This is a genomic window from Mangrovimonas sp. CR14 (genome assembly GCF_011764015.1).
In the GTDB taxonomy this organism is placed as follows: Bacteria; Bacteroidota; Bacteroidia; order Flavobacteriales; family Flavobacteriaceae; genus Mangrovimonas; species Mangrovimonas futianensis.
Genome location: NZ_JAAFZY010000005.1, coordinates 108,031 through 133,158 on the forward strand (window position 1 = coordinate 108,031; position 25,128 = coordinate 133,158).

Here is a 25,128-nt window from a genome sequence, read left to right on the forward strand (position 1 = left end):
CTTTTTTTTTTAAATAATAACTTATCTTGCCGACCCAAAAAGAAGATACATGAAAAAGACAATTAGTTTTTTTATGCTCCTTGGAGTGTTCATTCAATTAGCTATAGCTCAAGATAAGAGTTTCTCTTTAGCAGATTTTAAAGCACAGACAGGAGCCGAAGTTTCTGTAAACAGGCAAACTGGGACTCCAGAGTTTATACGTTTTTCCAACAATCATTTTCTACAACTTTCTGGTAGTACGTTGATTCAAAAGGTTAATGCTTTTTTTCAGTTTTATCCCATTTTTAAACATGCCGATTTCACCCAGGACTTTGATGTTCAACAAGTGAAAGAGGATAGGAATGGATTCAAAATAGTTATCTTGTTACAAAAGCATAATGAGGTGCCTATTTTTGACGGTGTCCTAAAATTTCACTTTAATAATGAAAATGAACTAACAGCTATTAACGGGAACTATCTAGAGCAAATAAAAATAAGTTCGGAACAAGAATTAAGTGTTAATCAAGCTAATGCCATTGCTATTAATGAGGTGCAGAGTCAAGGTTTGAATGGTTCGGGAATTGACCTAGAAGCATTTCAAAGTGATTTGATGTATTTTCAAAAGGGATTGGTTCAAAATAATATTGCAGGTGTTTTCCTTGTGTATAAGGTAGAAGTAACCAACAAACAGGATGTGCGTGAATTTGTTTTCGTTGATGCACATACTGGACAAATTGTTGAGCAATTTACGGGAATGGCACATGCTCTTAATAGAGAATTATATGAGGCCAATACATTTAATTTGATTTGGGAAGAAGGAGATCCATTTCCTGGCACTTTAGATATCTGGCAACAAAATGAAGTGGAAGCGACTGGACATATTTACCATTTAATGAACAATGCGTTTGGTTTTGATTCATTTGACGATGCAGGAGCCACAATGATTACTATTAATAACAATCCGAATATCAATTGCCCAAATGCTAATTGGAATGGATTCACTACCAATTATTGTGATGGTACAGCTTCTGATGATGCTATTGCACATGAATGGGGACATGCCTATACCCAATATACGAGTGGGTTGATTTATGCTTATCAATCAGGAGCTATTAATGAGTCGTTTTCTGACGTCTGGGGAGAAACGGTTGATCTTATTAATGACTATGAAGATGAAGATGAAGATTTGTCTCTCCGTACTATTTGTGGAAGTTCAGATCGTTGGATTATAGGTGAGGATGCATCTTCTTTAGGTGGTGGTAACGGTATAAGAGATATGTGGTTGCCTACGTGCTATGGAAATGCGGGAAAAGTAACTGATATTCAATATTATTGTGGGTCAGGGGATTCTGGTGGTGTCCATTTAAATTCAGGCGTTCCTAATCATGCCTATGCCCTTTTGGTTGATGGTGGTAGTTATAATGGGTATGCTTTTTCTGGTTTGGGATTAACCAAGTCGGCTCATATTTTTTGGAGAGCTCAAAGTGAATATTTAACGGCAACAAGTGATTTCTATAACCTTGCTGATGCCTTGGAAGCTGCTTGTACTGATTTGATAGGTGTGAATTTAGAAGGCTTATCAACTACAAGCACACCCGCAGGTCTTTCAGGCGAAATACTTTCTGAAGAAGATTTAACGACACTTCAAGAGGTTTTATTAGCCGTTGAGTTACGTTTGGATACCAATTGTGGATATGAAACCCTATTGGCTGAAACGGAGGATCCTTGTGAGGCTGCGGGGTCTAATCCAATATTCTTTGAAAACTGGGAAAATGGATTGGGAGATTGGACTGCGACTGAATTGCCAGAAAATCCTTCTACTTGGGAATCAAGAAATTGGATTATAGAAAGCAATCTTCCTGATGGAAGAGATGGGCAAGGAATATTTGCTTCAGATCCTGTTAATGGCGATTGTAACACAGATTTGCAGAACGGAATCTTAAGATTGGAAAGTCCGGTGATTACCATTCCAGATTATCCTACTGGGACCTTTGAAATGATGTTTGCCCATAATATGGCTACGGAGTTTGAGTGGGATGGTGGTAATATAAAATATAGCTTGAATGGAGGAGAGTGGACTTTATTACCCTTAGAAGCCTTTACGGCTAATGGTTACAATGATGAAATAAATGGCATTTTTGCCGGTAATGATAACCCGATGGCCGGACAGGTCGCTTTTACTGGAACGGATGAAGGTTCGGCATCAGGAAGTTGGGGTAGGAGTTATGTGGATTTATCAAGTATCGGAGTTTTACCTAATGATACGCTTCAACTAAGATGGGAATTGGGAACTGATGGATGTAATGGTAGAGTCGGTTGGTATTTGGACGAAATAGCTATTTACAATTGTGAGTATCTTTTATCTATAAATGACAATCAATTATCAAGTCTTTCGGTTTACCCTAATCCGTCAAACGGCAGTTTTTACTTAACGAATCCACAAGGTCAATTGTTAGAAAAGGCAGATATTTTTGATATAAATGGACGATTAATTCAAACGGTTAAACTTGGAGCGGAACCAAAACACGAGATTCGTCTAGAGGGTATTGCTTCGGGAATATATTTTATGAATATTCAATCCAATTCTGCCAATGAAGTCATCAAACTAATTGTAGAGTAGAATAGGATTAGAGAATTACTATTTATAAAAAAAGCTTGTATTTAATACAAGCTTTTTTTTTACCTCAAAATCAATTCATCGATAAGTTCCTTTTCAAGGTGCTCATTGAGCATGCTAATAATTTTGGATTTTCCGTAGCTGAGTTCTTCCCTAAGCGTACTCGAACTCAGTTGAACATATAGGGTTTTTCCTTTAACGGTAATGTTTGTTGTATAGTTATTTACCCCATTACCCATCATTTCTTTCCAAGCATCCCTAATATTAACCTGGTCTAGGCCTTTATCTAGATGGTTTACCTCTACAAATTCCTTAAGAACGTCCGATAGTTTGAGATGTTCGGTGTGCCTTTTGCTCATTAATCTAAAATTAAAGGTTGGTAATGTTTGTATGTATAGATTATTTGGTTTTGGTTGATGACTTTTAAGTACTCCTCATTTAGCATCAATATGGTTTCTTTCCATTGACTATAAGGTGTTTTGTAATAGAGGTTTAAACTATCATTTTCTTTTCTAACTTCAAAGGATTCTTTTAGGTTGGATCCTTCAAAATCTCCATCAATTTTTGGCTTGAGTTTTTCTCTTATCCCGTTTACGGAATCTGTTAATTCTATATAATCAATGGTATTGTTGTACGTGTAGTCCCTTTGAGATCCATCAGGTAATTGAACTTCTTCAATTTCCCAATATCCGTTTAATTGCATTAAATCAACATTTTTTTCCTTACAGTTGAAGAAAACAATGAGAAGTAAAAGAGAAGCTGTTTTTTTCATGAGCCTAATTTGAATATTTCATAAGATTGGTGAACTTGTTTAACAACTTGTTCAGTTCGATCTGCATGGGTATCACTAATAAAAAGTTGTCCAAAATTTTCATCATCTACCAATTTAATTATTTGAGATACACGTTGCTCATCCAATTTATCAAAAATGTCATCGAGTAAGAGAATTGGTATTTCTCCACTTTGCCTTTTGATGAAATCAAATTGAGCTAATTTTAAAGCTATCAAAAGGGATTTTTGTTGACCTTGACTTCCAAATTTCTTAATGGGATGTCCTTCAATTTCAAAAATGAGGTCATCTTTGTGAATCCCAACACTCGTATATTGTAGTGCTTTATCTTTATTTAAATTTTCTTGTAATAAATGGTCTAAGGTTTTTTCCTGTAAGTCACTAGAATAAACAATCTCCACCTCTTCATTTCCATTGCTGATAGCTTGGTATCTGGATTTAAAAATAGGAATGAAAACTTTGATGAATTCCTTTCGCTTTTCAAAAACAGCATGTCCCAATTCGTTGAGTTGAAAATTATATACTTCAAGCGTGTCTTTGTTGAACGTATTGTTTAGTGCAAAATACTTCAGCAAGGAATTTCTTTGAGATAAAACCTTGTTGTATTTAATAAGGTTTGTAAGATAGGCTTTGTCGCTTTGTGAAATAACACTGTCTAAAAAGCTTCTTCGTGTGGCACTTCCCTCAATAATTAAATCCCTGTCCGCTGGAGAGATAATGACCAATGGCAAAAAACCGATGTGGTCACTAAACTTGTCATAGGGTTTCCCGTTTCTTTTGATTACTTTTTTCTGTCCCTTTTTTAAGCTTACAATGATTTTTTCTGCTTCATCATTTTTATTGTAATCTCCCGAAATTGCAAAAAACGATTCGTCATGTTTAATGTTTTGTGAAGATACTGGGTTGAAATAACTTTTTCCGAAGGATAAATGATATATAGCATCTAGGACATTTGTTTTGCCAACACCATTATTTCCAACAAAGCAGTTAATCTTATCATTAAAATCAAATGTTTGACTGTCGAAATTCTTGTAATTGGTTAATGTCAATGACTTTAAAACCATAGAGTTAAAAAAATAAAAGGTATATGCTGAATATTATATCAAAAAGATGTGCAAATTATTGAAAATAATCAAATAATAAGGCTTTTATTTTTTAAGAAAAATTATATTTTTGCGGCGCATTAATAATGAACATATGGCGACGTACAAAAAAAGAGGCTATAAACCTAAAACAAAGAAAGAGAAGGAAGAAGTAGAGGAAGTAATTGATGGTCACTCAACTACTGAGGAGGTATTTAATACCTTAGATGAGTCTGCATCAAAAACAGAAGATTGGGTTATAGCTAACCAAAAGTATATTTTTGGAATCATTGGCGTTGTAGCTGTGGTTGTATTAGGGTATTTAGGTTACAATGAATTTTTAGCCAAACCCCAACAAACGGAGGCTATGAATGAGATGTTTCAAGCAAAAAAATATTTCAATGAGGCGGTAACTGGTACCGAAAAAGATTCACTTTACACTTTAGCACTTAACGGTGGTAATGGTAAAATGGGAATGGTGGACATCGCTTCTGAATATAGTGGTACCTCTGCAGGAAACTTAGCAAACTATTATGCTGGTATGGCTTACTTAAATTTGAAGGACTACAAAAATGCCGTTTCTTATTTGAGTGATTTTAGTAGTGATGATCAAGTTTTATCCGCTATGGCTAAAGGTGGAATTGGAGATGCTTTTATTCAATTAAACCAAGCTAAAGATGCCTTAGGTTATTATGAGCAAGCTGCAAAAATTAAAACCAATGAGTTTACAACTCCTATGTTTTTGTTAAAAGCAGGAACTACTGCCATGGAACTTGGAGAAATGGATAAGGCTTTGACTTATTTCAATCAAATAAAAGAAAACTACCCATCTTCATCACAAGCTGCTAATGTAGATGTGTTGATAGGGAAAGCAACAGTATTGGCTAAAAAATAATATGGCAACAGCTAATAAAAATTTATCAGTTTACGATAAAGAAACAATCCCAGACGCGAAGCAATTTCGGTTTGGGATTGTTGTTTCAGAATGGAACGATTCTATAACGATTCCGCTTTGTGAAGGTGCTATCGAGGCCTTAAAAGAAAACGGTGTCTTGGAAGAAAACATTATTAAATGGGATGTTCCGGGAAGTTTTGAATTGATTTATGGCTGTAAAAAAATGCAACCTTATGTAGATGCTGTCATCGCTATAGGTAGTGTGATTCAAGGTGAAACTAAACATTTCGATTTTGTATGTGAAGCCGTTTCGCAAGGAATTAAGGATTTAAATGTACTGCATGAAACTCCGGTCATTTTCTGTGTTTTAACAGACAATACCATGCAACAAGCCATTGATCGTTCTGGAGGAAAACATGGTAATAAAGGAACTGAAGCTGCCATTGCAGCCATAAAAATGGCACAACTAAGGAAGGAAGCATAAAATCCTTTCCCTGTACTGTTAACAATTTTTGGCACAACCCACTCTTTATTTCTTCGTATTTTAAGTAACTTTGAGGTTAAACAAAGGAAGCTTTGGTATGCTTTTTGGACAACGAAAGAACAAACAGTTCAATTATAAATCAAGATTTAATACTGACAAAGAATCTGCTTCGGAAAACAAACCCAAATTTGAATTTCATTGGGCCGAAGAGAGCAAACTGAGACAGCAAAAGGCGAGTAAAATTTTTTCACTCCCTATGCTAGTCTTGTTTTTGGCTATGATTTTGATTCTTTGGTTTGTTCTAAGTCGTTATGAATAATCAGCGTTATGGGTATTTTCAAGCAAAGAAAGAATAAGAAATTTAGTTACACACCTCGACATTATCAAGGGGAAGGTAATCCCTTTGAGATTAAGCATAAGTTTGATGAATATAGAAAGACTGTTGGTAATGCAGGTGGTATTAAAGGTAAATTCAACGATGCCTTGGATGATTACAAAAACAACGTTGATGAAAAAGCGAACAAACGCGTTTTAATTATAATCGGTATCCTTATTTTACTCTTCCTTATTTTCATAGAGTTTGATTTGTCAATTTTCTTTAAAAGCTAATGGCAGATATCATTCAGTTATTACCAGATCATGTTGCCAATCAAATAGCAGCAGGTGAAGTTGTTCAAAGACCTTCATCCGTTGTTAAGGAATTGATGGAAAATGCTATAGATGCTGGTGCTTCTACAATAAAACTGGTCATAAAAGACGCAGGTAAAACTTTGATTCAAGTCATTGATGATGGCTGCGGTATGAGTGCTACCGATGCTAGGTTGAGTTTTGAGCGTCATGCTACTTCTAAAATTCGCTCTGCTGAAGATTTATTTCAATTACACACCAAAGGATTTCGAGGAGAGGCCCTGGCCAGTATTGCGGCTATCGCTCATGTAGAAATGAAAACAAAGCAGGATTCCAATGATTTGGGAATCCATTTAATTATAGAAGGAAGTGAAGTAGTTTCCCAAGAGGTTATTGTTACTCCTGATGGAACGTCCATTGCTGTTAAAAACCTTTTTTATAACATTCCTGCCAGACGAAATTTTTTAAAATCCAATCAGGTGGAGTTACGTCATGTAATTGATGAATTCCATCGGGTGGCATTGCCTCATCCGCAAATAAAATTTGTTCTTATTCATAATGGTAGTGAGGTCTTCAATTTGCCTTCCAGTAATTTTAGGCAGCGGGTAGTCAATATCTTTGGAAGTAAGACCAATGAGAAATTGGTGCCTGTAAATGAAGAAACCGAAGTCTTAAAAATTGATGGTTTTGTTGGGAAACCGGAGTTTTCAAAAAAAACCAGAGGTGAGCAATTCTTTTTTGTGAATGATCGCTTTATTAAAAGCAATTACTTAAATCATGCTATTTCCTCGGCTTTTGAAGGATTGTTAAAAGACGGGCATCATGCCAGTTACTTTTTATTTCTTCAAGTTGACCCCAAATCGATAGATATTAATATTCATCCCACCAAAACGGAGATCAAGTTTGATGATGAGCACACATTATATGCCATTTTAAGAGCCTCGGTAAAACATAGCTTGGGACAATTTAATGTAGCTCCTATTTTAGATTTTGAAAGGGATTCCAATTTGGATACCCCTTATAACTATCAGAACAAGGAAGTGAATACACCTCGTATTGAAGTGGATAGTAATTTTAACCCCTTTGCTTCCAGCTCCAGTAAAATTAGTAGTAAGCAAACCCAAACTACCTTCTCACGAAAACAGACTCCCAATGATTGGGAAAGTTTGTATGTAGGTTTAAAAGATGAAGATGCAGAAGGAGAGCCTTCTAAAGAGTTTACTGAAATACGATTTGAAAGTGAAGAGCAAACCCTTTCAGTTTTTGATGAGGTGTCGCATGTTGATAAGGTGTATGCTACTTATCAATTACATAACAAGTATATAGTAAGTCCTATCAAATCGGGAATGTTATTGATAGATCAAAATAAGGCACACCAAAGGGTTTTATATGAAGATTTTCTTCAGAATATTACCGTTAAAGAGAGTGTCAGCCAGCAATTGTTGTTTCCAGTAGAATTGCATTTTACACCTCAGGAAATTGAGATTATTAAGCAAGTTCGTGAAGATTTGGAATATGCTGGTTTTATCTTTTCTAATTTTGAAGTAGATAGAATAGAAATTTCTGGGGTTCCTGTGAATGTGCCATCTAGTGAGGTGACTATTATTTTGGAGCAGATAATTAGTGATATTGAAAATGATATTCCAGACAGTTGCTTTAGTGCAGCCGATTTGTTGGCCAAATCCATGGCTAAAAGTTTATCGGTCAAAACAGGACAATCTTTATCAATAGAAGAACAGGAACATTTGGTAAATAGGTTGTTTGGGTGTAAAGAACCTAATATGACCCCTAATAATAGACCAACTTTCGTGACTATGAGTATGGAAGAGTTGGACAAAAAGTTTATTTAGAATACAAACAAATGAATTTAAGAATTTCAGAAACCGTCAAGCATTTACTGATCATTAATGTGGTCATGTTTATAGGAACAATTATCGTTGGAGATGGTATGTTGTTTAACAGGTGGTTTTCAATGTTTTTTCCGAAAAATAATTGGTTTGAGCCTTGGCAAATTATTACTCATATGTTTATGCATGGAGGTGTAACCCATATTTTGTTTAATATGTTTGCTTTGTGGATGTTTGGTACACCTGTAGAACAGCGTCTGGGAAGCAAAAAGTTTTTATTTGTTTATTTTTCCGCCGGATTGGGAGCTGTTATTTTACAAGTAGGCTATTCCTATTTTCAGTTCAATAATTTGATTTCTCCTCTCGTGGAGCATGGGTATACTATGAAAGAAATAGTTGCTGCTTTAAATTCCGGAGGCTTGAATAAAAGTGTGGTTAACCCAATTATTGGTCCAGATAACCTAGATAGTTTAAATAATATTTTTTATGGAAGGCTTGTGGGAGCCTCAGGCTGTATCATGGGGATTTTAGCAGCTTTCGGAGTTTTATATCCTGAAGCTAAGTTGATGATGATCTTTTTGCCTATCCCAATTAAAGCCAAGTATTTTATTCCAGGAATCATCCTATTGGACCTAATTTCGGCTTTAAGCGGTAATTCGTTCTTTAGCCCAAGTAATACGGCTTATATGGCTCACGTGGGTGGAGCGTTGGTTGGGTTTTTCATTATGTGGTATTGGAGAAAGAATCAGTTTAATAATAATAGATGGGATCTATGACATCCTTAAATCAAGACATATCCAGTAAGTTAAAAAACCTTAACGGCCTAGAAAAATTGATTGCTGTTAATGTGTTCGTTTTTTTTATTGTAACCATTTTAAGGGCACTAGTTGGTCGTTTTATGATTTTGGATTGGTTGGAATTGCCAAGTGATTTCTACAGTTTCCTTATCAAACCATGGACGCTAGTTACCTACTCTTTTTTACATTATGATTTCTTTCATATCCTATTCAATATGCTTTGGCTGTATTTTGTGGGTAAAATGTTCTTGACTCTTTTCAATGTCAAACTAGGAATGAACGTCTATTTTTTGGGGGCCATATCTGGTGGGTTGCTTTATTTGTTGGGATATAATGTGATACCTTCTTTCTTTTCGGGACCTAGCCGATTAGTTGGTGCATCTGCGGCAGTAAGAGCCTTATTGATTTTTATCTGTGCCTATTCGCCATTTATGGATGTTCGTATGTTTACCTTTAAAATCAAGCTATGGCATATTGGAGTGGCCGTGGTTGCTATAGATATCCTTGGGCTTTTCGGAGCCAATTCAGGAGGGAATCTAGCTCATTTGGGAGGTGCGATTTTAGGGTATGGTTATGCCGTACAACTTCGTAAAGGCAATGATATAGGGAAGGGGTTTGAAAAAATGATGGACTCTCTGTCTAGTTTATTTTCAAAAAAGGAAAAGTCTCCCTTGCGAACCGTTCATAAAACCAGAGGAAGAAAGGAAAAAATGGCAGGATATTCAAAGGAGGAATTCAGTGAATTCAATACCCAAAAGAAAATCGATGTCATTTTGGATAAGATTAGTAAAAGTGGTTATGATAGTTTAACGAAGGAGGAAAAAGATTTTTTGTTTAGAGCAGGTAAATAATTAACTTTCCCCTTATGAAAGGACTCAAGTGGTTTGATAAACTTATCTATTTCTTAAATGCGCTTTTGGCCTTTGCTCTCTTACTATCTTACATACTTCCATACCTGCCACCCAAAACATTCGCCATATTATCTGTGTTGAGCCTAGGAGTTCCCTTATTGATAATGGTTAATGTGATTTTTTTATTTTATTGGTTAGTCAAGCTTAAAAAGCAGTTGCTTTTATCCCTCTTGGTCTTAATGGTTGGCTATTTTTTCTTAGGAGGTCTGTATAAAATATCTTCTGAAGAGGAAGTGACATCATCTGACTTATCAGTCATGAATTATAATGTACGCCTTTTCAATGTATATGAATGGATTCCCAGAAAAGGAGTGGAAAACGATATTGTCTCATTTATCAAGGATAAAAGCCCTGACATTTTGAGTATTCAGGAATACCATCCACACAAAAGTATCGATTTGTCTTTTTATAAATATAAGTTTGAAAATGTATCTGGTCAACGTGTCAAATACGGTCAGGTTATTTTTTCGAAATATCCCATTATTAATTCAGGGTCTATAGAATTTCCAAACACCTTTAACAATGCGATTTATGCTGATGTGGTAAAGGGTGAAGATACTGTCAGGATATATAATTTACACTTACAATCCTTGGGGATAGATCCGAATATCGATCACCTTAAAAAGGAGGATTCTGAAAAATTATTTGGGCATGTAGGGAATACGTTCAAGATGCAACAGTCTCAAGCTGAATTATTTTTAAAGCACAAGGCTAGTTGTCCTTATAAAATGATTGTATGTGGCGATTTCAATAATACAGCTTTCTCCTTTGTTTATAGAAATATTAAGGGAGATTTAAAGGATGCTTTTACAGAAGAAGGAAATGGTTTTGGACGAACCTATAATTTTAAATTTTTTCCCATTCGGATTGATTTTATACTAAATGATCAATCCTTTGAAGTAGAATCCTTTAAAACTTTTGATGAAAACTACTCAGACCATTACCCTATCATGGCTAGATTAAAATTGGGAGAGTAAACAATCCACACCATCTGATAGCATATGGATGATTAAACCCAGCGCCACCAGTCTTGTTTTTTTGGGGATAAGCATAAGGAAATAAACAGCTATGGCCCAATACGTATGAAGGGGGTGAAAGTTAATACTACATCTATTGGGATCAAATATGGGAGTCGCCAATAGGTGATCCAAGTCAACTAAAAATGCAGCAATCATTATGAAATAGGCTTTGACCCAATGAGCTCTAAAACCAAAAAGGGCTACAAATAGGGGAAGAATAAAATGGCAACCGTAATGAATGAAACCCTGCATTTAGAATGATATTCTTTGGGATTCCAAATAATTTAAACTGTTAGGACCTTCATTAAAAAGTAAATCTAAAATACTCAGGTTTTCAATAAAACCGTGTTTGCTTTCAAAGACTTGGGTGTAATGCTCCAAGGCATTTGAAAACTTGTGTTTGACATTTACCAGCGATCGAAAATCCAAAACGTCTATAGGAGATTTATCATAGATTTCTGTTTTCTGGAAGTCCAAATCCAATTGCAAACAATCACAAACAGTATCAATGCATTTAAAATTAAAATCCATTAGATTGTCTACTTTCTCAAAAAAAAGAGGTTTCAACTCATCCTCATAAAACTCAAAAAATGGAGATGTTTGATAGGCTGATTGCAAGGATTTCCAGTGGTTGAGCTGCCAGTTTTCTTGATCCATGACCATTTGAACTGACTTGTATTTTTTCCGTTCTTTTTGAGAATGCCACACTGGAATATTTAATAGCAAAGGCCCATTAGCAGCATAAATATATGTTCGGCTTCTTAAAGTTTGTTTTTCAAAATTATCCTCCATTTCCCATAGAACCTTATCGGCTTGAATCATAGCCGAAAAATGCGCTATGTTTGGAAAATAGGTTGGATGTAAGAGAACCTTCATGTCTTAATAAAGGAATTAGTAGTACCTATGCCTGTTCCTTTTTTCTTTTTCTGAATTTGTTAAATCCGTAACCTACAACCATCAAAATTAGGAATGGAATGAAGTAGGAGGTTGGTTTCCCACTGCCATTTACGGTTGTAAACAAACGATCCCATCTTATTTTTTCTCCAATACCTTTACCATGTTGGTTATAACTCATCCAAATAAAGACGGGTTTACCAACGATATGATCCATAGGAACATAACCCCAAGAACGAGCGTCTTGTGAGTTATGACGGTTATCACCCATCATCCAGTAATAGTCTTGTTTAAATGTATAGGTCGAAGTTTGTTGTCCGTTTATAAAGATTTGATTGCCTTTAACCTGCAATTCATTGTTTTCATACTCAGTAATCAATCTTTTGTAAAGAGGCAAAACATCAGTGTTTAACTCAATAGTGGCACCAGCCTTAGGGATGTATAAAGGACCAAAGAAGTCATTATTCCAATTATAGGCTGGATCATGTGGGAACACACTGCCTTCACGCTCCCCTTTTTCACGCATCAAAGGTTCTATTTTGGCAACATTAGGGTGGTTCTTAAATTTCTCGACGGTTTCATTAGTGATACCAGGGAAATAACACACCGTGTAATTTTGATTGTAATGAGGGAAATCAGTGATGCCATATCGTTTAGACAGTTCGTAATTATCAAACGGACCATTTTTAGTTTCTACTTTATAGGAGAATTGCAATTTGGCTCGGTCTGGTAATTCGTTCTTTTGTCCATTAATATATACATAACCGTTACGTACCTCCAAAGAATCTCCAGGAAGTCCTACACAGCGTTTTACGTAATTGGTTTCTTTGTCTATCGGTTTTTTATAGGCTCTATTGGCAGGCTTGTACATGTTGTACAAAGTATCAACAGGCCAATTGAAAACAACTATATCATTGCGTTCTACGTTTTGAAATCCGGGTAATCGCAGATAAGGCAATTGAAATTTATTGATTAAAGAGGTCTTTTCTTCTTTTGCATTATCGTTGTATAAATATGATTTTGTTCCTAAAACAGGTATGGTATCATGAACCATTGGAGCTGCAAGAGTAGTCATGGGAATACGAGCGCCGTAGTGAAATTTACTCACAAATAAGAAATCACCAACCAATAATGACTTCTCCAGTGAAGAAGTTGGAATGGTATAAGGTTGAATGAAATAGGTGTGAACAATGGTTGCGGCCACAATGGCAAATAAGATGGAACTTACCCAATCTCCAGTTGCTGTTTTAGGATGCAAATCCCTATTTTCAATATAAGTTAGATTGTCACCCGCATAATTAAGGTAGTAATTATAAAAACCGAGACTTAAAATGGCTAGCCATGTATCGGTAGTAGAGCTTTTTCCAAAACTTCTGGCAGTTTCTACCCAAATTACAGGGAACATGATCAAGTTTACTATTGGAAGGAACAGAAGAATGGTCCACCACCAAGGTCTGTTGATAATTTTCATTAAAATGACAGCGTTGTACACAGGGATAAATGCTTCCCAAGCTTGCCTACCTGCTTTTTGATATAATTTCCAGGTTCCTAATCCATGAATTACTTGAATGATTAGGATAAAAATAAACCACTGTACAAGAGTCATAATTGTTTTCTTTTATTTTTTGGTTAGTGCAAGAACTGTTAAAATTGTTACTTTTCCAAGAGAAGTTAACCAATATTTAACACATCTTTCATAGTGAAAACGCCTTTTTTGCCAACCAACCATTCGGCGGCAATAACTGCTCCTAGAGCAAAGCCATCCCTACTATGTGCTGTGTGCGTCATTTCGATGGTGTCTGTTTTACTGCTATAGGTAACCGTGTGTGTACCGGGCACATTTTCGATTCTTTTGGCTGTAATTGGAACAGCATTTGGTGCGTCTTGATCCAATACCCACTCTGAATAATTTTGGTGTTCCTTGATGATGCCTTCGGCAAGAGATATGGCTGTTCCGCTAGGAGCATCCAATTTTTGAGTATGATGAATTTCTTCCATGGAAACTTTATACTCATCAAGCGGTCCCATCAACCTAGCTAATGTTCTATTAAGCTCAAAGAAGATGTTCACGCCCAAGCTAAAATTGGAGGCATAAATAAATCCGCCGTTTTCTTCTTTGCAAAGTGCCACGGCTTTATCATAGTTATGAAGCCACCCAGTAGTTCCCGAAACCACGGGTACACCATGCTTTAAACAATTGGCGATATTAAAAAAGGCTGCATTAGGAACGCTAAAATCTATGGCAACATCTGCTTGAGTGATATCATACCCACCTTCTTCCGAAGTGGCTATAACTATCGTGTGTCCTCTTTGTTTGGCAATGGCTTCAATTGCTTTTCCCATTCTGCCATATCCTAGAAGCGCTATTTTCATAATCTAAAATTTAAAATTTAAAGTGAGGCCCACGTCTCCTTTGTTGTTCAAATCATTAATCTTATAGTGGGGCCTTACAGTCAATGCATCATCCACATTAAACTGCATAAGGTGAGCATTTACATTGGCTTCTATGATATTTAAAACATAGAAACCTAAAGTAACCAGCAAGGAAATTTCCTTATTTCGTCTTAGTGTTTTTTGGGCTCTTACCAGACCATCATCGGTTACTACTCCATAAAATTCATCGGTAGTATAACCTGCTAGTCTGCTTTTATAGGCATCCCTATAACGGTCATATTCTCTATCGTTATCAAAATAGAAATAAAGACCACCGCCAATGAATGCATATACAATAGGGATTTTCCAATATTTTTTATTGTAAGCTTGTCCTAAACCAGGTAAGATGGCTGAATAGAATGCTGCTTTGGAAGGCGCTAAAGGGTCAATAGGCTTTTTGTCCATTGCCGCTTGCTCCACCACTAAATCCTCTGTATCAATATAAGATTTGGATTTTCGTACGTTTTGCTGCTCTTCTGTTTTTTCCTCATCGTTTTCTTGAGAAAAACAAACTGGAATAACAGAGATACAAAACAGAATTGTTATTATGAATAGCCTACTTGTCACGTTTTACAAGTTTCATGATACGGTTAAAGTCTTCTTCGGAATGAAAGGGGATGGTAATATTTCCTTTTCCTTTATTAGATACCTTAACGCTAATTTTATGACCAAAGTATTCTGAGAATTCCTTAATTCCTTTCTTAATATATTTCGGAATTTCTTTATCAATAGGATCCTTCTCGGGAGTATCTGAATGAAAGTTTCTTACCAAAGCTTCAGTTTCTCTAACCGATAGTTTTTTGGTAATAATTTTCTCATATAAATCCAATTGATCTGTCTGATCTTCAATGTTGATTAAAGCTCTCCCGTGTCCCATACTGATGAAACCATCGCGCATCCCAGTTTGGATGATTGGGTCCAATTTCAACAATCTGAGGTAATTGGCTATGGTAGAACGTTTTTTTCCCACACGATCACTCATTTGTTCTTGGGTCAAATTGATTTCGTCAATCAATCTTTGGTAAGAAAGAGCTATCTCTATAGGATCTAAATCTTGACGTTGAATGTTTTCAACAAGCGCCATTTCCAATGATTCTTGGTCATTGGCAATTCGGATGTAAGCTGGAATAGATTCCAGTCCTAATAATTTAGAAGCGCGAAAACGACGTTCTCCAGATACCAACTGGTATTTGTTGAAGTCTAGTTTTCTTACTGTTATGGGTTGAATAACACCTAATTCTCTAATGGAAGATGCAAGTTCTTTTAGAGATTCTTCGTTAAAATTTGTTCTAGGTTGAAAAGGATTGAGGTCTATGGCATTCATGTCCAATTCCACAATATTTCCTATAACCTGATCAGCATTTTTATCTTTTGCAGAAGAAATATCGTTATCAGGATCTTTTAATAAGGCTGATAACCCTCTACCTAAAGCTTGTTTCTTCGTTGCCTTCGCCATAAATTAGGAGTTTTTGGTAATGATTTCTTTGGCCAAACTTAAGTAATTTGAAGCGCCTTTGCTTGCTGCATCATAATTTATAATGCTTTCACCATAACTTGGGGCCTCACTTAAGCGTACATTTCGTTGAATAATGGTTTGAAAAACCATGTCGTTAAAATGCTTTTGTACTTCCTCAACTACTTGGTTTGAAAGTCTTAACCTAGCGTCATACATGGTCAATAGTAAACCTTCGATATCCAACTTTTGATTGTGTATTTTTTGAACACTTTTAATGGTATTTAATAGCTTGCCTAAACCTTCCAATGCAAAATATTCACATTGAATCGGAATAATTACAGAGTCGGCCGCAGTTAAAGCGTTCAACGTTAAAAGCCCTAAAGAAGGTGCGCAATCAATTAATATAAAATCATAATCATTTTTGATGTCTGCCAAAGCCTTTTTTAGCATGTATTCTCTTTCATCCTTATCAATCAACTCGATCTCTATAGCCACAAGATCGATATGTGCTGGAACGACATCTAAATTGGGAGTGTCTGTATTAATAATAGCTTCCTTAACATGGTTGGTATGCTCTAAAAGTTGATAGGTTCCAATCTCTACGGATTCAACATCAATACCTAAACCTGAAGTGGCATTGGCTTGAGGGTCTGCATCGATAAGAAGCACTTTCTTTTCTAAAACTCCTAGTGAAGCAGCTAAATTAACTGAGGTAGTGGTCTTTCCAACACCTCCCTTTTGGTTAGCAATAGCTATAATTTTGCCCATTAAACGATTTGGTTTTAATAGCGTAAAAATACAATTATTTATCAGTTTAGAAAACGTAAGTTGTTAACAGTATCTTAATTGATAAGTGCTTTATTTTAAGGCAATATTAACAATGCTTTGTGGGAACTTTTGTATTAAGTTGTATCTTTAGTCCACTATTTAAATCACAATTTATGAATCAATTTTATCATCAATCTAAAATGATGCTAGCCAGTTTATTGTTTTTGGCTGTCTCATTTTCTACTCAGGCCCAATTAAAGCAAACGGCGAGCGTAGAAGGTATCACAGAGTATCAACTTGACAACGGACTTAAAGTCTTATTATTTCCCGACAACTCTTCACAAACCATTACGGTGAACATTACCTATAAGGTAGGTTCAAGACATGAGGGTTATGGAGAAAAAGGAATGGCTCACCTTTTGGAGCATATGTTATTTAAAGGATCTACAAATCATACTGATATTCCTCAAGAATTAACAACCAGAGGGTCTCGACCTAATGGTACCACATGGTATGATCGCACCAATTATTATGAAACTTTTAATGCTACTGAAGATAATTTAGAATGGGCTTTAGATTTAGAATCTGACAGAATGGTCAATTCTTTTATTGCCCAAAAAGATTTGGAATCAGAATTTAGTGTGGTAAGAAATGAGTTTGAAAGTGGAGAGAATTCGCCTTCAGGTGTATTGATGGACAAAGTAATCGATGCTGCTTATTTATGGCATAACTATGGAAGTTCAACCATTGGAAACAAATCTGATATTGAGCGTGTACCCATTGAAAACTTACAAGCATTTTATAAAAAGTACTACAGACCGGATAACGCCATCTTAATGGTTACTGGTAAATTTGACAAGGATAAAACCTTAAAACTGATTGAAGAGAAGTTTGCTGGAATTAAAAATCCGGCAGAACCAGTAAGAAAATCTTATACAGTAGAACCAGCTCAAGATGGTGAGAAATATGTAACCCTAAGTAGAGTAGGGGATTTACAGATTGTTTCTGCACTTTATCACACCCCAGCAGGTTCTCATGAAGATTATGCTGCAATTGCCATAGCAGAGCAGATTTTATCTGATAATCCATCTGGGCGTTTGTATAAGGCTTTAGTAGATGGAAAAAAAGCATCAGGAATTTGGTCTTTTAGTCCGTTTACTCATGACCCTGGATTTATTTATTTTAATGTTAATGTGCCATCAGATAAGTCTTTGGATGAAGCTGAAAGTACATTATTGACTGTTTTGGATGATTTCTCCCAAAAGCCTGTGAGTCAGGAGGAATTAAATAGAGCTAAGGCTAATCTTTTAAAGCAAATTGACCAAATAAGTAGAAACTCTTCTTATTTAGGAACTTACATGAGCGAATTTATTGGTGCTGGAGACTGGAGATTGGCATTTATTCACCGTGATCGTATTGAAACGATGACTGTTGAAAAAGTAAATGCAGCGATTCAAAGATATTTTATCAAAACCAATAGAACAGTAGGGAAGTTTATTCCAACCAAAACACCAGTAAGAGTAGAGATAGAACATACAGAAGGCCTGGAAGATTTGGTTTCTTCCTATAAGGGAAGAGAAGGATTTGATGCAGGAGAGGCTTTTGACCCATCTTATGACAATATCAACCAACGTTTGGTACAAGGTACTTTGAGTAACGGTATTGAGTATGGATTCATTAAAAAGAACAACCGTGGAAATACTGTGAACCTTTCATTCGTTCTTAGAGCAGGAAACTTAGATCAATTAATGAATATAGGATTGGCAGATAGTTATACCGCAAGAATGTTGAATAAAGGAACTACTTCAAAATCAAGACAGGAAATTGAAGATAAGTTAAGTGAATTAAAATCATCTATTAACTTTAGCGGTAGTAATGGGCGCCTTTATGCTCGAGTAAGTTCAACTGAAGAAAACCTAAAATCAACATTGGACTTAATGGTTGAAATGTTGAAGGATCCTGATTTTAAGCAAGAAGAACTTGACAAAATCAAAACGCAAGATTTGGCAAGAATTGAATCCAGCAAAACGGAACCTACTTTCTTGGCTGGAATGAAATTGAGGCAAATTAATCAACAATATCCAAAAGGACATCCAATGTATGCTATGTCTCTTGAGGAGAATATCGAGGCTATTAATGATGTCACCATTGAAAAGATTAAGAAGTATTACAACACTTTCTACGGATTATCAGATTGGTCTAGTGTGGTAGCTATCGGTAATTTGGATGAAGCATTCTTGAAGACTTATTTTGTAGAGCAATTCAAAGATTTTAAATCGGGATTGAAATACAAAAGAGTTGCCGACAAATATTTCGAAAACAAAGCTGTAACTGACGAAATTTTAACACCAGATAAGAAAAATGCCTTTACTGTTGGAGCCTTAACTTTTGAGGCGAGTCAATATGACGAGGATTTTGCAGCCTTGGAAATGGCTGGAGCTATTTTTGGTGGTGGTTTCTTAAACTCTAGAATCGCTACGAGATTGCGTCAACAAGACGGTGTGAGTTATGGAGCAGGAGGTAGTGTTAATGTAGATGGCAATAAGGATGATAAATCGTCTTCTATATTTGTTTATGCTATTTATGCACCTGAGAATGAAGCTAAGGTAAAACTTGGATTTGAAGAGGAAGTTGCTAGATTTATCAATGAAGGTATTACCGAAGAGGAATTGAAGAATGCCAAAGAAGGTTGGATTCAAAATGAGAGTGTCTCAAGAGCGAAAGATAATGAGTTGCTTAACACAATCAGTAACAATATGTATTATGACAGAGACATGAATTTCCAAAAAGACATTGAAGAAAAGGTTAAAAAATTAACCGTGAAAGATGTTAATAAGGCGATCAAGAAATACTTCAAGACATTTGATCAGTGGACTGTAGTTTATGCTGGAGATTTCGAAAAAGCCGATATCAAAAAGGAAGAAGAAAAAGTGGATTAATATATTTTGATACCATTTGAAATAAAAAGCCCATCTCTTGAGATGGGCTTTTTTATTGTAGTCAAATTAAGACTTATTTTTCTGATTGGGAAGATTGAATCCTTTCCGCATTTTTAAGTTGTGTAGGGTTTACTTTGGGTTCGTTTTCATTGGCCGGTTTTTCAGTAACCTGAGTAGGATCTACATCAAATAATTTGGAGTAATACCAATCTAAAGCAACAAAGGTGGCTAAATATCTGTCTTTTGGAGCTCTTCTGATTTTTGTTCTTAATGGAGCGGCAATTAATGGCGCTCTCATACTGTTGGTCGCAACCAGGGCTTTAAAAGTAGTTTGGAAATCTTTATCTGAAAAATTGTTGCTTACACATTCAAAGATAGGTGCTTGGTAATTCACCGAGTGGTCTTCGTTAAATAATCCAGCTTCGGCTTTAAGGGCTTCAAACACTTCCATAGAATGTGGTGAAACAGCAGCTTGATAATCCATTCTTCTATTGTTTACATTAGCAAGAAAGGAGCTGTATGCTTTGGGTAAATTATTGGTTGACTGATTGAAATATTTTTTAATGTCTTCCTCAAAACTCAATACAGCCTCTTCAAATAACTTGGTGTTTGTATTAGGACAGTTTATGCTGGAACCATCTTGGGCAAATTTATAATCAAGCGTTGGTTTGGTTTCCGTTTTACAACCAAACAGGCTTATTCCTAAGGCGATAACAAATACTTTAATCATCGTGTGTTTCATAATGTAATTTTTATTCGGTTTTTAATCTATTTTGTTCTTGGGGGTCAGAAATTCTTTTTTCAATAATGGGTTCTAAAAGGGTTTTTCGAGGAGCCATTTTTAAGAAGGGATATAGCTCCAGTTGGTCGGTCATTTGGTCCTGAGGGTTGATGTATTTATTGGTTCCTACCAGTACCAATTCCTTATTGTCAAACTGTTCCAGTTCTTTTTGGGAACTTTCCTTAATTTTTTTCTGGATAACGCCATCTTTAAGTTGCGTTAAAAAGCCGCCTCCGGCCTCAATATCTTTAAAAATGTCCAAGGCTTTTTGGGCTAATTGGTTAGTGAGTGTCTCTATGTAGTAGGCTCCTTCTGTAGGATTGACGACTTTATCGAGATAGCTTTCATGTTTAAGCACTAACAATTGGTTTAAGGATATGCGCTCTCCAAAATCATTTACCTTTTTAAAAACGGTATCATAAGCCAAGTTGTTGATGGTATTGGCACCGCCTAAAATAGCACTCATGCATTCTGTTGTGGTGCGCAGCATGTTGGCATTATAATCAAATAGCGTTTTGTTTCTTTTTGTGGGTTGTGCAAAAATATGGCAAGAGCTGTTTGCTTGATATTCTTTTGATAGACATTCCCAGAGCAGCCTCATGGCCTTCAGTTTGGCAATCTCAAAAAAGTAATTGGAACTAATGGTCATTTTAAAGGAGAATTCCAGTTCCTTCATTTCTTTTTCCGTGCTGTTTGAAGTCAAATGGTCTAAATAGGCATTGGCATGTGATAAGGCGTAAGCCAATTGCTGGGTTATATTGGCTCCAGCATTTTGATACAAAGCAGCGTCAATACTTATTTGTTTGGTGTTTTTGATAATTGCTTCAAACTTTTGGTGGTCATCCTTTAAGTTTGTGAACCAATTACCGCTCCTGGCCAAATTCCCAATGATGTCGGTTTCTAAGTTTGAATTGGGATGGGTTTTTTTGACCTCTGCTACCAATTCAGGATTAAGAAATTGAAATTCAAAATAAAGAAGCGTTTCCTTAGGAATACCTTCAAGCAGTCCCTTAATGTCGATATCCTTTTGAGGAAGGATAAATTTGATCGTATCTGCTCCCTGTCTAAGAAGCGCTATGGCATGCTGGTTAGATTTTTCAACGTCTGCTACAAAGATGGTTTCACATATTTGCCATTGTGTGCAATCCACTGATTTTTCGATGGGCAGATTTTCAATATCCTCTGAAACATAAAAAGGTTTGACGTCAATACCTTCATTGGAATGCCATATTAAAAGGTCATTATAGTCGGCACCTTTTAAGTCAAACTGTAACTTTTGCTTCCATTGTTTTGAAGAAATATTGGGGAATTCGTCAAAAAGTGATTTACTCATCATGTTTTGTTTTTACAAGGCTGTCCTGGTATTCAATGATGTAAATTTCTTCGTTTTCCCGTTTCATATAGTAGGTTTCCCTAGCCAGTTTTTCAACACCTTCCTCAGTGCTTAGCTCCTTAATAGCCTTTTTGTCTTTATTGATTTCATTTTGATAGTATTCCTTTTCATTTTCAAGTTCATTAATATCTGAATTCAGCTCGTAGTGAATCAAAAACGAATTGGCATCGAAGAAAATCATCCAAACCGCAAATACAACGAGTATCAAAACAAAAATGTTTCTAAAGGGTTTCAGGTATTTGTTGTTTTTAATGCCCATATCAAATAAGACGTTCGTTAATGATGGTTTTCACAATATCAACGGCTACTGTATTGTATTTGTTATTAGGAATAATAATGTCTGCATATTCTTTTGAGGGCTCTATAAATTGCTGATGCATGGGCTTCAGAGTACGTTGATACCTAGTGAGCACTTCGTCAATGTCTCTGCCTCTTTCTGAAATATCCCTTTTTAACCTCCTTATCAAGCGTTCATCACTATCGGCATGAACAAATATTTTGATGTCAAACATGCTCCTTAACTCAGGATTGGTTAGTATCAAAATACCCTCAACAATCATCACTTTTCTTGGGTGGGTCACTATGGTATCTCCTGTTCTGTTATGTTTGACAAAAGAATAGACGGGTTGCTCTATGGTCTCTCCTTTTTTTAATTCTTTTAAATGCTCTTCCAGCAATTCAAAGTCTATGGACCTTGGGTGGTCAAAATTGATGGCGGTTCGTTCTTCAAAAGTCAAGTGGGAGGTCTCCTTGTAATAAGAATCTTGAGTGATGATTCCAACCTCACCTTCTGGCAGTTCTTCTAGAATTTGGTTGACTACAGTGGTTTTACCACAGCCTGTTCCTCCAGCAATACCTATAATTAACATGAATGATGCATTTAAATAAGTAACACAAATTTAAATATTTGGAACAAATGTCACCGTTCAATTTTGGAAACTTGTTTAGGAGTTATTAACGTCTCATTGGTATTGCCCCAAGAATTGGTTACATAGTTAAGAATATCTGCCACTTCTTCATCCGAAATTCCTAAAGGTGTCATAACGCTGTTATAGGTTTGTCCGTTGACGGTGATTTCTCCCTGCTGGCCATATTTGACGACATGTATGGCACGGGGAATGTCTTCCATCAAGAAATCAGATTTTGCTAGGGGAGGAAACACGTTTTTTACACCTTGTCCTTCCTGCATGTGGCAACTGATGCAATAGACGTCATAAAGTTGCTTTCCTTTTTCCATGCTGGCCTTTAAGTTTTTCTCTGATTTACTTCCTTGATTTGAATTGTTGCAACCAACCATGAAGGTGGCGGTCAATAGAAGGGCTTTAAAAATATGTCGCATAGGTTAACGCTGGAGCTTAATAATTCCTAATCCTTCTATACCAGCATAGATGTAGCCATCTGGGCCTTGTTCTAGAGAACGAACTCGTCCTATGCCTTCTAGAAGTTTCTTTTCTTTTACCACGGAATTTCCGTCTAAAAAGCAAAGTGCAAGATACTGAAATTTCAGGGAACCGACTAACAGATTTCCTTTCCAATTGCCATATTTATCACTGGTTATAAAAACCATACCGCTAGGGGCAATTGAGGGGTCCCAATAATGAATGGGCGGTTCTATGTCGGGTAGGGTGGTGTACGGCGTTAACTGAGAGCCGTTGTAGTTTTTTCCGAAACTTGCTTTAGGCCAGCCGTAGTTCTTTCCGGTTTTGATGATGTTTATTTCATCACCTCCCATGGGGCCATGTTCATGGATCCAGATGTCTTGGGTGACCGGGTTGCGTTTCATTCCCTGCGGATTTCTATGGCCGTAGGTGTAGATGGCTTTTTTGGCATTTGATTGGTTGCTAAAGGGGTTGTCATCAGGGATGGTGCCATCGTCGTTGAGACGGTATATTTTACCGCCATCCCTAGTGATATCTTGCGGGTTTACGTCTCTATTGCCACGTTCGCCAACACTGAAATAGAGATAACCTTGGTCGTCAAATTCTATTCTGGAACCAAAATGCCTGCCGTCTGTGGAATTGGGTTGTGCCTTATATAGTAGTTGTTTGTCTACCAATTGGTTGTTTTTTATACGGGCCCTCATGAGTGCGGTATGGCCTCCTTTTTTATCTCCTGCTGGGGAGGCGTAAGTAAAATAGAGCCAGCCATTTTGGGCATAATTGGGATGAAGTTGCAGGTCTAGTAAGCCCCCTTGGCCTCTTACATAGATTTCTGGAAGTCCCTTGATATCGGTTTTTTTACCGTTGATGAAATGAACGAGTTTGCCTTCTTTTTCGGTGTAAAGAATGGAGTTGTCTGGGAGAAATTGAAAGCCCCAGGGGATGTGGAGATCTGGAACGATGAGCTCATAGGACAGCTCTTGGCTGCCTTGATTGGCCGCTAAGGTTTTCTTTTTTTTCTGTTGGCAAGAACCTGTAAGTATGGCGCCTAACAACAGTGGGATAACCATTTTTTTTATCATAGTTCTGGGATTTCTATAAAATTAAAAATAATATTGTTTGAAATTCGAGAAATAACAATATCTTTGCAGTCCAAAATTCGGGGTGTAGCGTAGCCCGGTTATCGCGCCACGTTTGGGACGTGGAGGCCGCAGGTTCGAATCCTGCCACCCCGACAGAAAGCTGAACAGAAATGTTCGGCTTTTTTTATGCTTTTTATTTGGTTTATGGAAGTCCCTAGTTTGAGTAGGAAATTTTTTTATTTTTGAAGGCCCATACATAAACTAATTAAACACCTTAGAGCGTTTAACGCCTGTTGTAACAACTTATGAGAAGAGCCCTAATACTATTAATTGTTGTACTGACGTCAAATTTAACTGAAGCACAATTTATTAAAGAAAAATCGATAAATGCGCAAATTGGATATGGCTTAAGTGCCCCAAATAATAGTGTTGATAATATCGTGAACGATGGATTTTTTGCCCAAGGGGAACTAGTGTTGAAAGTAACTTCTTGGTTCCAATTAAGACCTTATGTAGGTTTTATTTTTACAAACTCTGATGGAAAAGATCTAGATGATAATCCAACCGACGAAAAAGCGGAAACAAAGGCATTTTTGCTTGGTGGCAAAGTAAGATTACTTGCGCCAATTCCTTGGGTAGCACCTTACTTTGAAATTGGGATAGGTACTTCAATTGGAAAATTTGAAACATTTACGGCTTTCGACAATATTGACAAGGGCGGCATTATTTATCACATACCGATTGCAATCGGTTTGGCATTAGGAAAAAATAATAATGTTGATGTAGCAATTTCCTACAATATTCAACCGTCTGTAGAACAGTACGTTGGTGCATTTGCGATAGGACTAACATTTCCGCTTAATAAAAAATAATCTTGTACAATACAGTATTTGAAAAATGGCTTCTGATTTTGCTATTGCCAGTTTGCACTTCGTGCTTGTGTCATAAAAGAAAA

At 36.3% G+C, this 25,128-nt stretch carries 27 protein-coding genes and 1 tRNA gene; 12 read left to right on the forward strand and 16 right to left on the reverse strand.

Annotated features, from left to right (window positions below; translation table 11 throughout):
- Positions 1-49: 49 nt before the first annotated feature.
- Positions 50-2,599 carry a M4 family metallopeptidase gene (locus tag GZ212_RS11205; protein ID WP_240923805.1) on the forward strand — a complete coding sequence of 850 codons (2,550 nt, stop codon included), beginning with the start codon at positions 50-52 and terminating at the stop codon, positions 2,597-2,599.
- A gap of 59 nt (positions 2,600-2,658) precedes the next feature.
- On the opposite strand, the gene GZ212_RS11210 is transcribed toward GZ212_RS11205, so the two are convergent.
- Genes GZ212_RS11210 through GZ212_RS11220 form a run of 3 tightly spaced genes read right to left on the reverse strand, consistent with a single transcriptional unit; the run spans position 2,659 to position 4,450 of the window.
- On the reverse strand, positions 2,659-2,955 hold the full coding sequence (locus GZ212_RS11210; protein ID WP_053971637.1) for a DUF721 domain-containing protein: 297 nt from the start codon (positions 2,953-2,955) through the stop codon (positions 2,659-2,661).
- Complete coding sequence (locus GZ212_RS11215; protein WP_166960202.1) at positions 2,955-3,368, reverse strand: hypothetical protein; 414 nt, start codon at positions 3,366-3,368, stop codon at positions 2,955-2,957. Before GZ212_RS11215 ends, GZ212_RS11210 begins: the two co-directional genes overlap by 1 nt.
- Positions 3,365-4,450 carry a DNA replication/repair protein RecF gene (locus tag GZ212_RS11220; protein WP_166960205.1) on the reverse strand — a complete coding sequence of 362 codons (1,086 nt, stop codon included), beginning with the start codon at positions 4,448-4,450 and terminating at the stop codon, positions 3,365-3,367. The genes GZ212_RS11215 and GZ212_RS11220 overlap by 4 nt, the downstream gene beginning before the upstream one ends.
- A 133-nt stretch (positions 4,451-4,583) precedes the next feature.
- On the opposite strand from GZ212_RS11220, the gene GZ212_RS11225 reads away from it, so the two are divergent.
- From GZ212_RS11225 to GZ212_RS11260, 8 genes are all read left to right on the forward strand, one after another.
- Complete coding sequence (locus GZ212_RS11225; protein WP_053971640.1) at positions 4,584-5,363, forward strand: tol-pal system YbgF family protein; 780 nt, start codon at positions 4,584-4,586, stop codon at positions 5,361-5,363.
- A gap of 1 nt (position 5,364) precedes the next feature.
- Positions 5,365-5,847 (forward strand): 6,7-dimethyl-8-ribityllumazine synthase, encoded by a 483-nt coding sequence (ribH, locus tag GZ212_RS11230; RefSeq protein WP_166960207.1) that lies wholly within the window; start codon positions 5,365-5,367, stop codon positions 5,845-5,847.
- Positions 5,848-5,944: 97 nt separating this feature from the next.
- Complete coding sequence (locus GZ212_RS11235) at positions 5,945-6,166, forward strand: hypothetical protein (RefSeq protein WP_053971642.1); 222 nt, start codon at positions 5,945-5,947, stop codon at positions 6,164-6,166.
- An 8-nt stretch (positions 6,167-6,174) separates the two neighbouring features.
- On the forward strand, positions 6,175-6,456 hold the full coding sequence (locus GZ212_RS11240; protein WP_166960210.1) for a riboflavin synthase subunit beta: 282 nt from the start codon (positions 6,175-6,177) through the stop codon (positions 6,454-6,456).
- Positions 6,456-8,324 (forward strand): DNA mismatch repair endonuclease MutL, encoded by a 1,869-nt coding sequence (mutL, locus tag GZ212_RS11245; RefSeq protein ID WP_166960213.1) that lies wholly within the window; start codon positions 6,456-6,458, stop codon positions 8,322-8,324. The genes GZ212_RS11240 and mutL overlap by 1 nt, the downstream gene beginning before the upstream one ends.
- An 11-nt stretch (positions 8,325-8,335) precedes the next feature.
- Positions 8,336-9,097, forward strand: coding sequence for a rhomboid family intramembrane serine protease (locus GZ212_RS11250; RefSeq protein WP_166960216.1), 762 nt, complete (start codon positions 8,336-8,338; stop codon positions 9,095-9,097).
- Complete coding sequence (locus GZ212_RS11255; protein WP_166960219.1) at positions 9,094-9,969, forward strand: rhomboid family intramembrane serine protease; 876 nt, start codon at positions 9,094-9,096, stop codon at positions 9,967-9,969. Before GZ212_RS11250 ends, GZ212_RS11255 begins: the two co-directional genes overlap by 4 nt.
- Positions 9,970-9,983: 14 nt before the next feature.
- Positions 9,984-11,006 carry an endonuclease/exonuclease/phosphatase family protein gene (locus tag GZ212_RS11260; protein ID WP_166960222.1) on the forward strand — a complete coding sequence of 341 codons (1,023 nt, stop codon included), beginning with the start codon at positions 9,984-9,986 and terminating at the stop codon, positions 11,004-11,006.
- Here the strand turns inward: GZ212_RS11260 and GZ212_RS11265 are convergent.
- The 7 genes from GZ212_RS11265 to GZ212_RS11295 form a co-directional block, all read right to left on the reverse strand.
- Positions 10,989-11,300 (reverse strand): DUF6122 family protein, encoded by a 312-nt coding sequence (locus tag GZ212_RS11265; protein ID WP_166960225.1) that lies wholly within the window; start codon positions 11,298-11,300, stop codon positions 10,989-10,991. The genes GZ212_RS11260 and GZ212_RS11265 overlap by 18 nt on opposite strands.
- A complete protein-coding gene (locus GZ212_RS11270; RefSeq protein WP_166960228.1) occupies positions 11,301-11,924 on the reverse strand; it encodes a WbqC family protein in 624 nt (207 codons plus the stop codon).
- A gap of 25 nt (positions 11,925-11,949) precedes the next feature.
- The gene (gene lepB, locus GZ212_RS11275; protein ID WP_166960231.1) at positions 11,950-13,548 is read right to left on the reverse strand and encodes a signal peptidase I; all 1,599 of its coding nucleotides are present in this window, start codon (positions 13,546-13,548) and stop codon (positions 11,950-11,952) included.
- A 65-nt stretch (positions 13,549-13,613) separates the two neighbouring features.
- The gene (dapB, locus tag GZ212_RS11280; protein ID WP_166960234.1) at positions 13,614-14,315 is read right to left on the reverse strand and encodes a 4-hydroxy-tetrahydrodipicolinate reductase; all 702 of its coding nucleotides are present in this window, start codon (positions 14,313-14,315) and stop codon (positions 13,614-13,616) included.
- A 3-nt stretch (positions 14,316-14,318) separates the two neighbouring features.
- Positions 14,319-14,942, reverse strand: a complete 624-nt coding sequence (locus GZ212_RS11285) for a DUF5683 domain-containing protein (RefSeq protein WP_166960237.1) — start codon at positions 14,940-14,942, stop codon at positions 14,319-14,321.
- Positions 14,932-15,831, reverse strand: a complete 900-nt coding sequence (locus GZ212_RS11290; protein WP_166960240.1) for a ParB/RepB/Spo0J family partition protein — start codon at positions 15,829-15,831, stop codon at positions 14,932-14,934. Before GZ212_RS11290 ends, GZ212_RS11285 begins: the two co-directional genes overlap by 11 nt.
- A 3-nt stretch (positions 15,832-15,834) precedes the next feature.
- A complete protein-coding gene (locus GZ212_RS11295; RefSeq protein WP_053971654.1) occupies positions 15,835-16,599 on the reverse strand; it encodes a ParA family protein in 765 nt (254 codons plus the stop codon).
- A 173-nt stretch (positions 16,600-16,772) separates the two neighbouring features.
- On the opposite strand from GZ212_RS11295, the gene GZ212_RS11300 reads away from it, so the two are divergent.
- Positions 16,773-19,538 (forward strand): pitrilysin family protein, encoded by a 2,766-nt coding sequence (locus tag GZ212_RS11300; RefSeq protein WP_166960242.1) that lies wholly within the window; start codon positions 16,773-16,775, stop codon positions 19,536-19,538.
- A 73-nt stretch (positions 19,539-19,611) separates the two neighbouring features.
- Here the strand turns inward: GZ212_RS11300 and GZ212_RS11305 are convergent, their stop codons facing one another.
- Genes GZ212_RS11305 through GZ212_RS11330 form a run of 6 tightly spaced genes read right to left on the reverse strand, consistent with a single transcriptional unit; the run spans position 19,612 to position 24,173 of the window.
- Positions 19,612-20,280: a hypothetical protein gene (locus GZ212_RS11305; protein ID WP_166960244.1), complete on the reverse strand. Its 669-nt coding sequence runs from the start codon at positions 20,278-20,280 to the stop codon at positions 19,612-19,614.
- A 10-nt stretch (positions 20,281-20,290) separates the two neighbouring features.
- Positions 20,291-21,655 (reverse strand): methylmalonyl-CoA mutase subunit beta, encoded by a 1,365-nt coding sequence (locus tag GZ212_RS11310; RefSeq protein WP_370520483.1) that lies wholly within the window; start codon positions 21,653-21,655, stop codon positions 20,291-20,293.
- The gene (locus GZ212_RS11315; RefSeq protein ID WP_053971658.1) at positions 21,645-21,971 is read right to left on the reverse strand and encodes a septum formation initiator family protein; all 327 of its coding nucleotides are present in this window, start codon (positions 21,969-21,971) and stop codon (positions 21,645-21,647) included. The genes GZ212_RS11310 and GZ212_RS11315 overlap by 11 nt, the downstream gene beginning before the upstream one ends.
- Position 21,972: 1 nt before the next feature.
- Complete coding sequence (udk, locus tag GZ212_RS11320) at positions 21,973-22,581, reverse strand: uridine kinase (protein ID WP_053971659.1); 609 nt, start codon at positions 22,579-22,581, stop codon at positions 21,973-21,975.
- Positions 22,582-22,631: 50 nt separating this feature from the next.
- The gene (locus GZ212_RS11325; protein ID WP_240923806.1) at positions 22,632-23,051 is read right to left on the reverse strand and encodes a cytochrome c; all 420 of its coding nucleotides are present in this window, start codon (positions 23,049-23,051) and stop codon (positions 22,632-22,634) included.
- Positions 23,052-23,054: 3 nt separating this feature from the next.
- Positions 23,055-24,173 carry a PQQ-dependent sugar dehydrogenase gene (locus GZ212_RS11330; RefSeq protein ID WP_240923807.1) on the reverse strand — a complete coding sequence of 373 codons (1,119 nt, stop codon included), beginning with the start codon at positions 24,171-24,173 and terminating at the stop codon, positions 23,055-23,057.
- Between the two features lie 78 nt (positions 24,174-24,251).
- Between GZ212_RS11330 and GZ212_RS11335 the strand changes: the two genes are divergently transcribed.
- Together GZ212_RS11335 and GZ212_RS11340 are read left to right on the forward strand one after the other, a co-directional pair.
- Positions 24,252-24,326: transfer RNA gene (locus GZ212_RS11335), tRNA-Pro, on the forward strand.
- Between the two features lie 152 nt (positions 24,327-24,478).
- The gene (locus GZ212_RS11340; RefSeq protein ID WP_166960247.1) at positions 24,479-25,045 is read left to right on the forward strand and encodes a porin family protein; all 567 of its coding nucleotides are present in this window, start codon (positions 24,479-24,481) and stop codon (positions 25,043-25,045) included.
- The last annotated feature ends 83 nt before the right edge of the window (positions 25,046-25,128 follow it).

Excerpts from the sequence above, each read along its gene's own strand:
- GZ212_RS11205 (WP_240923805.1), top strand. The coding sequence starts at position 50 with ATGAAAAAGACAATTAGTTTTTTTATGCTCCTTGGAGTGTTCATTCAA.
- GZ212_RS11210 (WP_053971637.1), bottom strand. The coding sequence starts at position 2,955 with ATGAGCAAAAGGCACACCGAACATCTCAAACTATCGGACGTTCTTAAG.
- GZ212_RS11215 (WP_166960202.1), bottom strand. The coding sequence starts at position 3,368 with ATGAAAAAAACAGCTTCTCTTTTACTTCTCATTGTTTTCTTCAACTGT.
- GZ212_RS11220 (WP_166960205.1), bottom strand. The coding sequence starts at position 4,450 with ATGGTTTTAAAGTCATTGACATTAACCAATTACAAGAATTTCGACAGT.
- GZ212_RS11225 (WP_053971640.1), top strand. The coding sequence starts at position 4,584 with ATGGCGACGTACAAAAAAAGAGGCTATAAACCTAAAACAAAGAAAGAG.
- ribH (WP_166960207.1), top strand. The coding sequence starts at position 5,365 with ATGGCAACAGCTAATAAAAATTTATCAGTTTACGATAAAGAAACAATC.
- GZ212_RS11235 (WP_053971642.1), top strand. The coding sequence starts at position 5,945 with ATGCTTTTTGGACAACGAAAGAACAAACAGTTCAATTATAAATCAAGA.
- GZ212_RS11240 (WP_166960210.1), top strand. The coding sequence starts at position 6,175 with ATGGGTATTTTCAAGCAAAGAAAGAATAAGAAATTTAGTTACACACCT.
- mutL (WP_166960213.1), top strand. The coding sequence starts at position 6,456 with ATGGCAGATATCATTCAGTTATTACCAGATCATGTTGCCAATCAAATA.
- GZ212_RS11250 (WP_166960216.1), top strand. The coding sequence starts at position 8,336 with ATGAATTTAAGAATTTCAGAAACCGTCAAGCATTTACTGATCATTAAT.
- GZ212_RS11255 (WP_166960219.1), top strand. The coding sequence starts at position 9,094 with ATGACATCCTTAAATCAAGACATATCCAGTAAGTTAAAAAACCTTAAC.
- GZ212_RS11260 (WP_166960222.1), top strand. The coding sequence starts at position 9,984 with ATGAAAGGACTCAAGTGGTTTGATAAACTTATCTATTTCTTAAATGCG.
- GZ212_RS11265 (WP_166960225.1), bottom strand. The coding sequence starts at position 11,300 with ATGCAGGGTTTCATTCATTACGGTTGCCATTTTATTCTTCCCCTATTT.
- GZ212_RS11270 (WP_166960228.1), bottom strand. The coding sequence starts at position 11,924 with ATGAAGGTTCTCTTACATCCAACCTATTTTCCAAACATAGCGCATTTT.
- lepB (WP_166960231.1), bottom strand. The coding sequence starts at position 13,548 with ATGACTCTTGTACAGTGGTTTATTTTTATCCTAATCATTCAAGTAATT.
- dapB (WP_166960234.1), bottom strand. The coding sequence starts at position 14,315 with ATGAAAATAGCGCTTCTAGGATATGGCAGAATGGGAAAAGCAATTGAA.
- GZ212_RS11290 (WP_166960240.1), bottom strand. The coding sequence starts at position 15,831 with ATGGCGAAGGCAACGAAGAAACAAGCTTTAGGTAGAGGGTTATCAGCC.
- GZ212_RS11295 (WP_053971654.1), bottom strand. The coding sequence starts at position 16,599 with ATGGGCAAAATTATAGCTATTGCTAACCAAAAGGGAGGTGTTGGAAAG.
- GZ212_RS11300 (WP_166960242.1), top strand. The coding sequence starts at position 16,773 with ATGAATCAATTTTATCATCAATCTAAAATGATGCTAGCCAGTTTATTG.
- GZ212_RS11305 (WP_166960244.1), bottom strand. The coding sequence starts at position 20,280 with ATGAAACACACGATGATTAAAGTATTTGTTATCGCCTTAGGAATAAGC.
- GZ212_RS11310 (WP_370520483.1), bottom strand. The coding sequence starts at position 21,655 with ATGATGAGTAAATCACTTTTTGACGAATTCCCCAATATTTCTTCAAAA.
- GZ212_RS11315 (WP_053971658.1), bottom strand. The coding sequence starts at position 21,971 with ATGGGCATTAAAAACAACAAATACCTGAAACCCTTTAGAAACATTTTT.
- udk (WP_053971659.1), bottom strand. The coding sequence starts at position 22,581 with ATGTTAATTATAGGTATTGCTGGAGGAACAGGCTGTGGTAAAACCACT.
- GZ212_RS11325 (WP_240923806.1), bottom strand. The coding sequence starts at position 23,051 with ATGCGACATATTTTTAAAGCCCTTCTATTGACCGCCACCTTCATGGTT.
- GZ212_RS11330 (WP_240923807.1), bottom strand. The coding sequence starts at position 24,173 with ATGATAAAAAAAATGGTTATCCCACTGTTGTTAGGCGCCATACTTACA.
- GZ212_RS11340 (WP_166960247.1), top strand. The coding sequence starts at position 24,479 with ATGAGAAGAGCCCTAATACTATTAATTGTTGTACTGACGTCAAATTTA.